Genomic DNA, 12220 nt, shown 5'->3' with positions numbered 1-12220 from the left:
AGCATGCCCCAGCACACCTCAGGGTCTGACCGCGCTGCGGTGCCCCCCGCTGCGCGCGGCAGCGAGCGGTCCACCGCGCCCACGTCCCTGGAGGTCCTGTGGCGCTCGTACAAGGAGTCGGGTGACGAGCGGCTGCGGGAGCAGCTGATCCTGCACTACTCGCCCCTCGTGAAGTACGTGGCCGGGCGGGTCAGCGTCGGCCTGCCGCCCAATGTGGAACAGGCCGACTTCGTCTCCTCCGGGGTCTTCGGACTGATCGACGCCATCGAGAAGTTCGACATCGAGCGGTCCATCAAGTTCGAGACGTACGCGATCACCCGGATCCGGGGCGCGATGATCGACGAGCTCCGGGCGCTGGACTGGATCCCGCGCTCGGTGCGGCAGAAGGCGCGGGCCGTCGAGCGGGCCTACGCCACGCTGGAGGCCCAGCTGCGGCGCACCCCGACCGAGCACGAGGTCGCCGGCGAGATGGGCATCGGGGTGGAGGACCTGCACGCGGTCTTCAGCCAGTTGTCGCTCGCCAACGTGGTCGCCCTGGAAGAGCTGCTGCACGTCGGCGGAGAGGGTGACCGCCTCTCCCTGATGGACACGCTGGAGGACACCGCCGCCGACAACCCGGTGGAGGTCGCGGAGGACCGGGAACTGCGGCGCCTGCTGGCGCGGGCCATCAACACGCTGCCCGAGCGGGAGAAGACGGTGGTGACCCTCTACTACTACGAGGGGCTCACGCTCGCCGAGATCGGCAACGTCCTCGGGGTCACCGAGAGCCGCGTCAGCCAGATCCACACCAAGTCGGTCCTGCAGCTGCGGGCGAAGCTGGCGGACGTCGGGCGCTGAGCCTTCGTCCCCCGAGGCGTGGGGCGCCCTCTTCGGCACCGGGGGCCGAAGGGGGCGCGACGGCCTTGCGGTACATCCGTAGAGTGGACTCGTGCCCAGGATTCGAGCGGCCTCCGTGGCCGAGCACCGGTCGATGCAGCGCGGCGCCCTGTTGGACGCCGCGCGTTCCCTGCTGTCAGAAGGGGGGACGGAAGCGCTGACCTTCCCCGCCCTCGCCGAGCGGACCGGCCTCGCCCGGTCCTCGGTGTACGAGTACTTCCGCTCCCGTGCGGCCGTCGTCGAAGAGCTGTGTGCGGTGGACTTCCCCGTGTGGGCGGCCGAGATCGAGGCGGCCATGTCCGGGGCGCAGGAGCCGGAGGCGAAGATCGAGGCCTACGTGCGGAGCCAGTTGGGGCTGGTCGGGGACCAGCGCCACCGCGCCGTGGTGGCCATCTCGGCGAGCGAGCTGGACGCCGGCGCCCGCGAGAAGATCCGCGCGGCGCACGGCGGGCTGATCGCGATGATCGTGGAGGCGCTGGCGGCACTGGGCCAGACGGAGCCGAGGCTCGCCGCGATGCTGCTCCAGGGAGTCGTGGACGCAGCGGTACGGCGGATCGAGGCGGGCTCCGGAGAGGACCCGGCCGTGGTCACCGACGCGGCCGTGGCCATGGCCCTGCGGGGCGTGGGGGGCTAGGGGGAGCAGCCGGGGCGTCGGGCGGGGCAGGAGGGCCAGCGGGTTGAGGTAGGCCTCCGACTCCAGGAGGCCCCAGTGCAGACACGGGCCGGGGCAGTGGGAACCGGCCGTGAGCAGGGCGACCACCTGGCCCGCCGTCACCTCGGCGCCCTCCGCCACCAGCGGGCGGACGGGTTCGTAGGTCGTGCGCAGGCCGCCCGGGAGGGTCAGCGAGAGGACTCCGCGGCCCGCGACCGGACCGGCGTAGTGGACCCGGCCCGGCCCCACCGCGCGCACCTCCGCGCCCACCGGGGCCGCCAGGTCCACCCCGCGGTGCCCCGCCGCGTACGGGGTCGGGGGCGGGTCCCACCACCGGAGCACCGTCAGCGGAGCCGGGAGCGGGCGGCCGGCGGTGGTCTCCGTCCGGGCCGGACCCGCGTCTGGACCCGGACCCGCGTCTGGACCCGGATCCGCGTCTGGACCCGGGGCCGGAGCCGGAGCCGGAGCCAGCGGCGGAGTCGGGGGCAGTGGCAGGGCCAGGGCCAGGGTCAGCAGCAGGGGCAGCAGGAGCTTCGTCATGGGCTCAGGGTCCCGCTCGGGCGCGGGGCGGCGGCCGTGCTGTGGAGGGGCCGGGCGGTGTGGAAAACCGCGTCACCCGGCATACCGCCGGGTCCCGTACACTTCTTGTGGCGATCCGGGTCACCGGGTCGACTTCGCACGCCCCAGCACCAGCCCGAAAGAGCCAGGTGACAGCGTCTCTCGGTCCCCTCTGCGGGGGCAGGACGCGGCGGGGGCGTCAGGAACCAAACCGAGAAAACAAGGAGATGGCCATGGCCGTCGTAACGATGCGGGAGCTGCTGGAAAGCGGCGTCCACTTCGGTCACCAGACCCGCCGCTGGAACCCGAAGATGAAGCGCTTCATCTTCACGGAGCGCAACGGCATCTACATCATCGACCTGCTGCAGTCGCTGTCGTACATCGACCGCGCCTACGAGTTCGTGAAGGAGACCGTCGCCCACGGCGGTTCCATCATGTTCGTCGGTACCAAGAAGCAGGCCCAGGAGGCCATCGCCGAGCAGGCGACGCGCGTTGGTATGCCCTACGTCAACCAGCGGTGGCTGGGTGGCATGCTCACCAACTTCTCCACCGTCTACAAGCGCCTTCAGCGTCTGAAGGAGCTTGAGGCGATCGACTTCGACGACGTCGCGGCGTCGGGTCTCACCAAGAAGGAGCTCCTGGTCCTCTCTCGCGAGAAGATCAAGCTGGAGAAGACCCTCGGTGGTATCCGCGAGATGTCGAAGGTCCCCAGCGCCGTCTGGATCGTCGACACCAAGAAGGAGCACATCGCCGTCGGTGAGGCGCGCAAGCTCCACATCCCGGTCGTCGCGATCCTCGACACCAACTGCGACCCCGACGAGGTCGACTACAAGATCCCGGGCAACGACGACGCGATCCGCTCCGTCACCCTGCTCACCCGCGTGATCGCCGACGCCGTCGCCGAGGGCCTCATCGCCCGTTCCGGTGCCGCCACTGGCGACTCGAAGCCGGGCGAGAAGGCCGCCGCCGAGCCGCTCGCCGAGTGGGAGCGCGACCTGCTCGAGGGTGAGAAGAAGGCCGACGACGCTGAGGCCGCTCCGGTCGAGGCCGCTGTCGAGACCCCCGCCGTCGAGGCCGAGGCTGCCCCGGCCGCCGAGGCTGAGGTCGTCGCCGAGGCCGTCGTCGAGGCTCCGGCCGCCGACGCCGAGCAGGCCTGACCCACTGAGAGCGCCCGGCGATCATCCGCCGGGCACTCGAAGAACGGACGATGACGGCGGGGGAGCCGCGCCACGAGCGCGCTCCTCCGCCGTTCACCCGTAGATCCACGACTTCGAGAGAGAATCACAGACTCATGGCGAACTACACCGCCGCTGACGTCAAGAAGCTCCGCGAGCTCACCGGCGTCGGCATGCTGGACTGCAAGAACGCGCTGGTTGAGGCCGACGGTGACGTCGACAAGGCCGTCGAGGCACTCCGTATCAAGGGTCAGAAGGGCGTCGCCAAGCGCGAAGGCCGTTCTGCCGAGAACGGTGCCGTCGTCTCCGTCATCTCCGACGACAACACCTCCGGTGTCCTCGTCGAGCTGAAGTGCGAGACGGACTTCGTCGCCAAGGGCGACAAGTTCCTCGCGGTCACCAACGAGCTGGCCAACCACATCGCCGCGACCTCCCCGGCCGACACCGAGGCGCTCCTCGCGTCCGAGATCGCCCCCGGCAAGACCGTGCAGGCGTTCGTCGACGAGGCCAACGCCAACCTCGGCGAGAAGATCGTCCTGGACCGCTTCGCGCAGTTCACCGGCGGTTACGTCTCGGCGTACATGCACCGCACGATGCCCGACCTGCCGTTCCAGATCGGCGTCCTGGTCGAGCTCGACAAGGAGAACGCCGAGGTCGCCCGCGGCGTCGCGCAGCACATCGCCGCGTTCGCGCCGAAGTGGCTCTCCGCCGAGGACGTGCCGGCCGAGGTCGTCGAGTCCGAGCGCCGTGTGGCCGAAGAGGTCACCCGCGCCGAGGGCAAGCCCGAGGCCGCCCTGCCGAAGATCGTCGAGGGTCGCGTCAACGGCTTCTTCCGCGACAACACCCTGCTTGGCCAGGCCTACGCCCTGGACGCCAAGAAGTCCGTCCAGAAGGTTCTGGACGAGGCCGGTGTCACCCTGGTGCGCTTCTCGCGCATCAAGGTCGGCATCTGAGTCCGTCCGTACGCGACGGACACCGGACCCCGGTAGGGTCTGAAGCAGTCGCCCGCGTTCGCGCAGGGCGACCGCAGATCTGACGAGGAGGCCATTGCCGTAGAGGGAACCGCAAGGACCCACCGGCAATGGCCTTCTTCGTATGTGCACGAGGAGATCTCCATGAATCAGGGCGTGGACACCCACACCGCTTCCGACGACAAGAGCGACCAGGACAAGAAGGGCCGCCGCTTCATGCTGAAGCTGTCGGGCGAAGCCTTCTCCGGTGGCGGAGGACTGGGCGTCGACCCCGACGTGGTCCACGCCATCGCGCGCGAGATCGCGGCGGTGGTCCGCGACGGCGCGGAGATCGCCGTGGTGATCGGCGGTGGCAACTTCTTCCGCGGCGCCGAACTCCAGCAGCGCGGCATGGACCGGGCCCGGTCCGACTACATGGGCATGCTCGGCACCGTCATGAACTGCCTCGCCCTCCAGGACTTCCTGGAGAAGGAAGGCATCGACTCCCGCGTCCAGACGGCCATCACCATGGGCCAGGTCGCCGAGCCGTACATCCCGCTGCGCGCCGTGCGGCACCTGGAGAAGGGCCGCGTCGTCATCTTCGGCGCCGGCATGGGCATGCCCTACTTCTCCACCGACACCACGGCCGCCCAGCGTGCCCTGGAGATCGACGCGGAAGCCCTGCTCATGGGCAAGAACGGCGTCGACGGGGTCTACGACTCCGACCCGAAGAAGAACCCGGACGCGGTGAAGTTCGACGCGCTGGAGTACAGCGAGGTGCTGTCCCGCGACCTCAAGGTCGCCGACGCCACCGCCATCACGCTGTGCCGCGACAACAAGCTGCCGATCCTGGTCTTCGAGTTGCTCGCCGAGGGCAATATCGCCCGCGCCGTCAAGGGTGAGAAGATCGGCACGCTCGTGAGCGACCAGGGCACCCGGGCCTGAGCAGGCCCCGTCCGCCTGAACCATCCATTTCTGACATGCAGGAGCACGTGGTGACCGAAGAGATCCTCCTCGAGGCCGAGGAGAAGATGGAAAAGGCCGTCGTCGTCGCCAAGGAAGACTTCGCCGCGATTCGCACCGGTCGTGCGCACCCGGCGATGTTCAACAAGATCGTGGCGGAGTACTACGGCGCCATCACGCCCATCAACCAGCTCGCCTCGTTCTCGGTGCCCGAGCCGCGCATGGCGATCGTGACCCCGTTCGACAAGAGCGCCCTGCGCAACATCGAGACGGCCATCCGCGACTCGGACCTGGGCGTCAACCCCAGCAACGACGGCAGCATCATCCGGGTGACCTTCCCCGAGCTGACGCAGGACCGCCGCAAGGAGTACATCAAGGTCGCGCGCACCAAGGCCGAGGACTCCAAGGTGTCGATCCGCGCCATCCGCCGCAAGGCGAAGGACGCCCTCGACAAGCTCGTCAAGGACAAGGAAGCCGGCGAGGACGAGGTGCGCCGTGCCGAGAAGGAGCTCGACGACACCACCGCGAAGTACGTCGCTCAGGTGGACGAGCTGCTCAAGCACAAGGAAGCCGAGCTCCTCGAAGTCTGATGAACGACTCTTCCTGGCAGCCGGAGCCGGTTCCGGCGGGTCCCGCATACGATGCGCAGGTGGGCCCGCACACTCGGCCCATGCCCATCGTGCCCGATGCCGCCGGCCGTGACTTCGACGACCGGGAAGCACGCGATCGGGGGGCCGCCGCTGACGGCGGCTCCCTCTTCCGCGCCGATACGCCGCCGCAGGAGCCCATGCCCAGCCCCCCGCCGACCCCGCCTTCACAGGCACCGCAGGACGCCTCGCCCCCGCCGCAGAAGAAGCGTGCGGGGCGGGATCTGCGTGCCGCAATAGGGGTGGGCGTGGGCCTCGGCGCGGTGATCTTCGCCTCGCTGTTCATCGTCAAGGCGGTCTTCGTCGGCGTCGTCGTCGTGGCGGTCGTCGTGGGCCTGTGGGAGCTCACCTCCCGGCTCCAGGAGAAGAAGGGCATCAAGGCCCCGCTGGTCCCGCTCGCGATCGGCGGCGCGGCGATGGTCATCGCCGGGTACGTCCGCGGGGCCGAGGGCACCTGGGTGGCGATGGCCCTGACGGCCCTCGCGGTCCTGGTCTGGCGGATGACGGAACCGCCCGAGGACTACCTCAAGGACGTCACGGCCGGTGTCTTCGCGGCGTTCTACGTGCCGTTCCTGGCCACGTTCGTCACGATGCTGCTCACCGCGGACGACGGTCCGCAGCGGGTGGTCACCTTCCTGGTCCTGACCGTGGTCAGCGATACCGGGGCCTACGCGGTGGGCTGGCGCTTCGGCAAGACCAAGCTCGCCCCGCGCATCAGCCCCGGGAAGACCCGTGAGGGGCTCTTCGGGGCGGTGGCCTTCGCGATGGGCGCCGGCGCGCTGTGCATGGAGTTCCTGATCGACGGGGGCGTCTGGTGGCAGGGCCTGGTGCTCGGCTTCGCCGTCGCGGTCAGCGCCACCCTCGGTGACCTCGGGGAGTCCATGATCAAGCGCGACCTCGGGATCAAGGACATGGGCACCCTGCTGCCGGGCCACGGCGGCATCATGGACCGGCTGGACTCGCTGCTTCCGACGGCCCCGGTGGTCTGGCTGCTGCTCGCCGCGTTCGTCGGCACCGGCTGACACGGCCGGGCGCAGCCGCCGGCCGGCCGGCTTCTCATCGGGACGGTCCCGTCCGGGTGGGCGGCGTACGACGAAAGGCCCCGGTCCGGCCGGGGCGGTTACTCTTGAAGGGCGCGCTGCTTCTGCGGCGCGCCTTTCGTCTTACAAGGAGTACCTGCCATGGCCCGCCCTGTTCCGGGAGAGCTCACTTTCGTCGCCCCCCGTGGAGCGAAGAAGCCGCCCCGGCACCTCGCCGACCTCACCCCCGAGGAGCGCCGGGAGGCCGTCGCCGCGATCGGTGAGAAGCCGTTCCGGGCCAAGCAGCTCTCGCAGCACTACTTCGCCCGGTACGCGCACGACCCGGCCGAGTGGACCGACATCCCGGCAGGCTCCCGCGAGAAGCTCCGCGACGAGCTGCTGCCTGACCTGATGAACGTCATCCGCCACATCTCGTGCGACGACGACACCACCCGCAAGACCCTGTGGAAGCTGCACGACGGCACGCTCGTCGAGTCCGTGCTGATGCGCTACCCCGACCGGGTCACGATGTGCATCTCCTCACAGGCCGGCTGCGGCATGAACTGCCCGTTCTGCGCCACCGGCCAGGCGGGTCTCGACCGCAACCTGTCCACCGCCGAGATCGTGCACCAGATCGTCGACGGCATGCGCGCCCTGCGCGACGGCGAGGTCCCGGGCGGGCCGGCCCGGCTCTCGAACATCGTCTTCATGGGCATGGGCGAGCCGCTCGCCAACTACAACCGCGTCGTCGGCGCCATCCGCCGCCTCACCGACCCGGAGCCCGACGGCCTGGGCCTGTCCCAGCGCGGGATCACCGTCTCCACCGTCGGCCTGGTCCCGGCCATGCTGCGCTTCGCCGACGAGGGCTTCAAGTGCCGTCTCGCGGTCTCGCTGCACGCGCCGGACGACGAGCTGCGCGACACCCTGGTCCCCGTGAACACCCGCTGGAACGTCCGCGAGGTGCTCGGCGCGGCCTGGGAGTACGCGGAGAAGTCGGGCCGCCGCATCTCCATCGAGTACGCCCTGATCCGCGACATCAACGACCAGGCCTGGCGCGGTGACCTGCTCGGCAAGCTGCTCAAGGGCAAGCGCGTACACGTCAACCTGATCCCGCTGAACCCGACGCCGGGCTCGAAGTGGACCGCTTCGCGGCCCGAGGACGAGAAGGCGTTCGTGGACGCCATCGCCCGCCACGGCGTGCCGGTGACCGTACGCGACACCCGTGGTCAGGAGATCGACGGCGCGTGCGGCCAGCTCGCCGCCTCGGAGCGCTGATTTTCGCCAGTTGAGGTTCACAATCGGCCACGGGGTACCCTGTGGCCGAACCAATTTCATATTTCCGACAGGGGAGCGCCACAGCGCTGAGAGTGCGGTATCCGTCACCGCAGACCCTCTGAACCTCGCCCCGGTCATTCGGGGTAGGAAGTTCGGTCACCACTCAAGCTGTTGCGCCCTGCCCGGCGTCCGCTCCGCAGAGCGCCGGGCGGGGCCGCGTCTTCTCCTGGACATCCCAGGAGGAATGCACCAATGAGCACCACCAAGAAGCTGGCGGGCGTCGCGCTCGCGGCCGCACTCGGCGTCACCACGCTCAGTGCTTGCGGCGGCGGCGACGCCAAGGACAAGTCCGCGGGCGCGAGCGACGCCCCGAAGTCCAAGACGATCACCCTCGTCTCGCACGACTCCTTCAACGTGACCGACGCGGTCCTCAAGGAGTTCGAGCAGCAGAGCGGCTACACCGTCAAGGTCCTGAAGTCGGGCGACGCGGGCGCGGCGCTGAACCAGGAGATCCTCACCAAGGGCTCCCCGCGCGGCGACGTCTTCTTCGGCGTGGACAACACGCTCCTCTCCCGTGCCCTCGACAACGGCATCTTCACGCCGTACGAGGCCAAGGGGCTGGCCGACGTGAAGCCCGAGTTCGTCCTCGACAAGGAGCACCGGGTCACCCCGGTCGACTCCGGCGACATCTGCGTCAACTACGACAAGGCCTACTTCGCCGACAAGAAGATCGCCCCGCCGCAGACGCTGGACGACCTGATCAAGCCGGAGTACAAGAACCTGCTGGTCACCGAGAACGCCGCGACCTCCTCGCCCGGCCTCGGCTTCCTCCTCGCCTCCGTCGGCAAGTACGGCGACGACGGCTGGAAGGACTACTGGAGCAAGCTCAAGGCCAACGGCGTCGAGGTCGTCGACGGCTGGGAGCAGGCCTACAACGAGCGCTTCTCCGGCTCGGCGGGCGGCAAGAAGGCCAAGGGCGACCGCCCGCTGGTCGTCTCCTACGCCTCCAGCCCGCCGGTCGAGGTGCTCTACGGCGAGCCGCAGCCGGCCGAGGCCCCGACGGGCGTCGCGACCGGTACCTGCTTCCGCCAGACCGAGTTCGCGGGTCTGCTCAAGGGCGCGAAGAACGAGGAGGGCGGCAAGGCGCTCCTGGACTTCCTGATCTCCAAGAAGTTCCAGGAGGACATGCCGCTCCAGATGTTCGTGAACCCCGTGACCAAGGACGCGAAGCTGCCGGAGCTGTTCACCAAGCACGGCGTGGTGATCGAGAAGCCGGAGACGGTCGCCCCGGAGGCCATCGCCAAGAACCGTGACCAGTGGGTCAAGGCGTGGTCGACGCTCGTCGTCAAGTAGCACCGGTGGGCAAGGTTTCGAAGGAGCGCGGGCGGGCCACGGTGGTCAGGCTCGGTCTGATGGCCGTACCGCTCGCCTTCTTCGGGCTGTTCTTCGCCTACCCCGTCGCCGCGATCGTCGGGCGCGGGCTCAAGACCGACACCGGCTGGCAGTTCGGCCGGATCGGCGAGGTACTGGCCCGGCCCGACATCCGCGAGGTGCTCTGGTTCACCACCTGGCAGGCGCTCGCGTCGACGGCGCTCACGCTCCTGATCGCACTCCCCGGCGCGTACGTCTTCGCGCGCTTCGAGTTCCCCGGCAAACAGCTGCTGCGGGCGCTCGTGACGGTGCCGTTCGTGCTGCCGACCGTCGTGGTCGGCACCGCCTTCCTGGCACTCGTAGGGCGCGGCGGTCTGCTGGACGAGGTGTGGGGGATCCGCCTCGACACGACCGTCTGGGCGATCCTGCTCGCGCACGTCTTCTTCAACTACGCCGTCGTCATCCGCACGGTCGGCGGGCTGTGGGCGCAGCTGGACCCGCGCCAGGAGGAGGCCGCCCGGGTGCTGGGCGCCGGGCGGTTCGCCGCCTGGCGGCGGGTGACGCTGCCCGCGCTGGTCCCGGCGGTGGCCGCCGCCTCGCTGATGGTGTTCCTGTTCACCTTCTCCTCCTTCGGCGTCGTGCAGATCCTGGGCGGGCCCGCGTACTCCACCCTGGAGGTGGAGGTCTACCGGCAGACCGCCCAGCTCCTGGACCTGCCGACGGCCGCCGTGCTGACGATGGTGCAGTTCGTGGCGATCGGCGCGATCCTCGGCGTGCACTCCTGGACCGTGCGCAAGCGGGAGGCGGCGCTGCGGCTCGTGGACCCGGCCCGCACCGCGCACCGGCCGCGCGGCTGGGCCCAGCGGAGCCTGCTCGGCGGGGTGCTGCTGACGGTGGCGCTGCTGATCGCGCTCCCGCTCGGCGTGCTCGTGGAACGCTCCCTGGACGCCCCCGGCGGATACGGGTTCGGCTTCTACCGGGCGTTGCAGGAGGTGGGCGCCGGCGGCGGAACGTTCCTGGTGCCGCCGCTGGAGGCCATCTGGAACTCCCTGCAGTACGCGCTCGCCGCCACCGCCATCGCGCTGCTCGTCGGCGGGCTCGCGGCCGCGGCGCTGACCCGCCGGGAGGGCCGCTTCGTGCGGGGCTTCGACGCGCTGCTGATGCTCCCGCTGGGGGTGTCGGCCGTGACCGTCGGCTTCGGCTTCCTCATCACCCTCGACGAGCCGCCGCTGGACCTGCGGACCTCGTGGATCCTGGTGCCGCTGGCGCAGGCCCTGGTGGGCGTGCCCTTCGTCGTACGGACCATGCTGCCCGTACTGCGCGCGGTGGACGGCCGGCTGCGGGAGGCCGCCGCCGTGCTCGGCGCCTCGCCGCTGCGGGCCTGGCGGGAGGTGGACCTGCCGATGGTGCGGCGGGCCCTGATGATCGCGGCCGGGTTCGCCTTCGCCGTGTCCCTGGGGGAGTTCGGGGCGACCGTCTTCATCGCGCGGCCGGACCATCCGACGCTGCCGGTCGCGGTGGCGCGGCTGCTGGGCCGGGCCGGAGAGATGAACTACGGGCAGGCGATGGCCCTGAGCACGATCCTGATGCTGGTCTGCGCGGTGTCCCTGCTGGCGCTGGAGCGGCTGCGACCCGACAAGACCTCCGGAGAGTTCTGATGACACTGCTTCAGCTGGAAGGGGTGTCGGTCCGCTTCGGTGAGCGGGCGGACGCGTGCGCCCTGGACCGGGTGGACCTCGCGGTCGCCGAGCACGAGATCGTCTGCGTGCTCGGGCCGAGCGGGAGCGGGAAGTCCACCCTGCTCCGGGTCGTGGCCGGACTCCAGGGCGTCTCGGCCGGGCGGGTGCTGCTGGGCGGCGCCGACCAGGCCGCGGTGCCCGTGCACCGGCGGGGCGTGGGCCTGATGTTCCAGGACCACCAGCTGTTCCCGCACCGGGACGTGGGCGGGAACGTCGCGTTCGGACTGCGGATGCGGGGCGGCGGGCGCGGCTCGAAGCAGGCCTACGAGGCCCGGGTCGCGGAGCTCCTGGAGCTGGTCGGGCTTCCCGGGGCGCGGCGCCGGGCGGTGGCCTCGCTGTCCGGCGGCGAGCAGCAGCGGGTCGCGCTGGCGCGGGCGCTGGCGCCGTCACCGAGGCTGCTGATGCTCGACGAGCCGCTCGGGCAGCTGGACCGCGGGCTGCGCGAGCGGCTCGTCGTGGAGCTGCGGGGGCTGTTCTCGGGCCTGGGCACGACGGTGCTGGCCGTCACGCACGACCAGGGCGAGGCGTTCGCACTCGCCGACCGGGTGGTGGTGATGCGGGACGGGCGGATCGCCCAGGCCGGGTCCCCGCTGGAGGTGTGGGAGCGTCCGGCGTCGGAGTTCGTGGCGCGGTTCCTGGGCTTCGAGAACGTGGCGACGGCGGTGGTCGCGGGCGGCGCGGCCGTGACCCCGTGGGGGAAGGTCGCGGTGCCGGACGGGTCCCCGGAGGGGGAGCGGAAGGTGCTGATCCGGCCGGCCGGGGTCGTGCTGTCTCCCGAGGGGCTGGGCTGCGAGGTGGTGTCGCGGACCTTCCGCGGGACGCACGTCGCGCTGCGGCTGCGGCCGGAGGCGGGGCCGGTGCTGGAGGCCGAGTGCGGGCTGGCCGGGGCCCCTTCGGTGGGGGACCGGGTCGCGGTGGGTTTCGCCCCGGCCGAGGTGGTCGTCCTGCCGGGGGAGTAGGGCCGGCCGCTGCGCGGGACGCCGGGGCTCGCTCGG

Annotated in this window: 11 protein-coding genes, 1 pseudogene and 1 riboswitch; of the genes and pseudogenes, 11 read left to right on the top strand and 1 reads right to left on the bottom strand. The window is 70.6% G+C overall.

Going from position 1 to position 12220, the window contains the following annotated elements:
• Window positions 1-3 precede the first annotated feature (3 nt).
• Both whiG and OG904_RS06730 read left to right on the top strand, forming a co-directional pair.
• Window positions 4-837: an RNA polymerase sigma factor WhiG gene (gene whiG, locus OG904_RS06735; protein WP_405488363.1), complete on the top strand. Its 834-nt coding sequence runs from the start codon at window positions 4-6 to the stop codon at window positions 835-837.
• Between the two features lie 115 nt (window positions 838-952).
• On the top strand, window positions 953-1510 hold the full coding sequence (locus tag OG904_RS06730; RefSeq protein WP_405497821.1) for a TetR/AcrR family transcriptional regulator: 558 nt from the start codon (window positions 953-955) through the stop codon (window positions 1508-1510).
• Between the two features lie 51 nt (window positions 1511-1561).
• On the opposite strand, the pseudogene OG904_RS06725 reads toward OG904_RS06730, so the two are convergent.
• Window positions 1562-2068: pseudogene (locus tag OG904_RS06725) on the bottom strand (M23 family metallopeptidase); the annotation flags it as partial.
• A 251-nt stretch (window positions 2069-2319) separates the two neighbouring features.
• Here OG904_RS06725 and rpsB point away from each other — a divergent pair.
• From rpsB to OG904_RS06680, 9 genes are all read left to right on the top strand, one after another.
• The gene (gene rpsB / locus OG904_RS06720; RefSeq protein ID WP_405488361.1) at window positions 2320-3243 is read left to right on the top strand and encodes a 30S ribosomal protein S2; all 924 of its coding nucleotides are present in this window, start codon (window positions 2320-2322) and stop codon (window positions 3241-3243) included.
• Window positions 3244-3377: 134 nt separating this feature from the next.
• Window positions 3378-4214: a translation elongation factor Ts gene (tsf, locus tag OG904_RS06715; RefSeq protein WP_266904072.1), complete on the top strand. Its 837-nt coding sequence runs from the start codon at window positions 3378-3380 to the stop codon at window positions 4212-4214.
• 162 nt (window positions 4215-4376) lie between these two features.
• Window positions 4377-5156, top strand: a complete 780-nt coding sequence (gene pyrH / locus OG904_RS06710) for a UMP kinase (RefSeq protein WP_250743872.1) — start codon at window positions 4377-4379, stop codon at window positions 5154-5156.
• Window positions 5157-5206: 50 nt separating this feature from the next.
• A complete protein-coding gene (frr, locus tag OG904_RS06705) occupies window positions 5207-5764 on the top strand; it encodes a ribosome recycling factor (RefSeq protein WP_112453867.1) in 558 nt (185 codons plus the stop codon).
• A complete protein-coding gene (locus tag OG904_RS06700; protein ID WP_405488358.1) occupies window positions 5764-6843 on the top strand; it encodes a phosphatidate cytidylyltransferase in 1080 nt (359 codons plus the stop codon). Before frr ends, OG904_RS06700 begins: the two co-directional genes overlap by 1 nt.
• A gap of 159 nt (window positions 6844-7002) precedes the next feature.
• On the top strand, window positions 7003-8115 hold the full coding sequence (gene rlmN, locus OG904_RS06695) for a 23S rRNA (adenine(2503)-C(2))-methyltransferase RlmN (RefSeq protein ID WP_385329304.1): 1113 nt from the start codon (window positions 7003-7005) through the stop codon (window positions 8113-8115).
• A 59-nt stretch (window positions 8116-8174) separates the two neighbouring features.
• A riboswitch (TPP riboswitch) is annotated at window positions 8175-8283 on the top strand.
• A gap of 84 nt (window positions 8284-8367) precedes the next feature.
• The gene (locus tag OG904_RS06690; protein WP_405488356.1) at window positions 8368-9468 is read left to right on the top strand and encodes a thiamine ABC transporter substrate binding subunit; all 1101 of its coding nucleotides are present in this window, start codon (window positions 8368-8370) and stop codon (window positions 9466-9468) included.
• A gap of 59 nt (window positions 9469-9527) precedes the next feature.
• Entirely contained in the window at window positions 9528-11144 is a 1617-nt protein-coding gene (locus OG904_RS06685; protein WP_405497819.1) for an ABC transporter permease, read from the top strand.
• The gene (locus OG904_RS06680; protein ID WP_405488354.1) at window positions 11144-12184 is read left to right on the top strand and encodes an ABC transporter ATP-binding protein; all 1041 of its coding nucleotides are present in this window, start codon (window positions 11144-11146) and stop codon (window positions 12182-12184) included. Before OG904_RS06685 ends, OG904_RS06680 begins: the two co-directional genes overlap by 1 nt.
• The last annotated feature ends 36 nt before the right edge of the window (window positions 12185-12220 follow it).

It is taken from the genome of Streptomyces sp. NBC_00096 (assembly GCF_045041305.1).
Taxonomy (GTDB): Bacteria; Actinomycetota; Actinomycetes; order Streptomycetales; family Streptomycetaceae; genus Streptomyces.
The sequence above is the reverse complement of the archived record's forward strand: the minus strand, read 5'-3'. Positions and strand labels throughout refer to the sequence as shown.

Coding starts and splice junctions, on each gene's coding strand:
- OG904_RS06685 (WP_405497819.1), top strand. CDS start 9,528: ATGGCCGTACCGCTCGCCTTCTTCGGGCTGTTCTTCGCCTACCCCGTC.
- OG904_RS06700 (WP_405488358.1), top strand. CDS start 5,764: ATGAACGACTCTTCCTGGCAGCCGGAGCCGGTTCCGGCGGGTCCCGCA.
- tsf (WP_266904072.1), top strand. CDS start 3,378: ATGGCGAACTACACCGCCGCTGACGTCAAGAAGCTCCGCGAGCTCACC.
- rlmN (WP_385329304.1), top strand. CDS start 7,003: ATGGCCCGCCCTGTTCCGGGAGAGCTCACTTTCGTCGCCCCCCGTGGA.
- whiG (WP_405488363.1), top strand. CDS start 4: ATGCCCCAGCACACCTCAGGGTCTGACCGCGCTGCGGTGCCCCCCGCT.
- OG904_RS06690 (WP_405488356.1), top strand. CDS start 8,368: ATGAGCACCACCAAGAAGCTGGCGGGCGTCGCGCTCGCGGCCGCACTC.
- pyrH (WP_250743872.1), top strand. CDS start 4,377: ATGAATCAGGGCGTGGACACCCACACCGCTTCCGACGACAAGAGCGAC.
- rpsB (WP_405488361.1), top strand. CDS start 2,320: ATGGCCGTCGTAACGATGCGGGAGCTGCTGGAAAGCGGCGTCCACTTC.
- OG904_RS06680 (WP_405488354.1), top strand. CDS start 11,144: ATGACACTGCTTCAGCTGGAAGGGGTGTCGGTCCGCTTCGGTGAGCGG.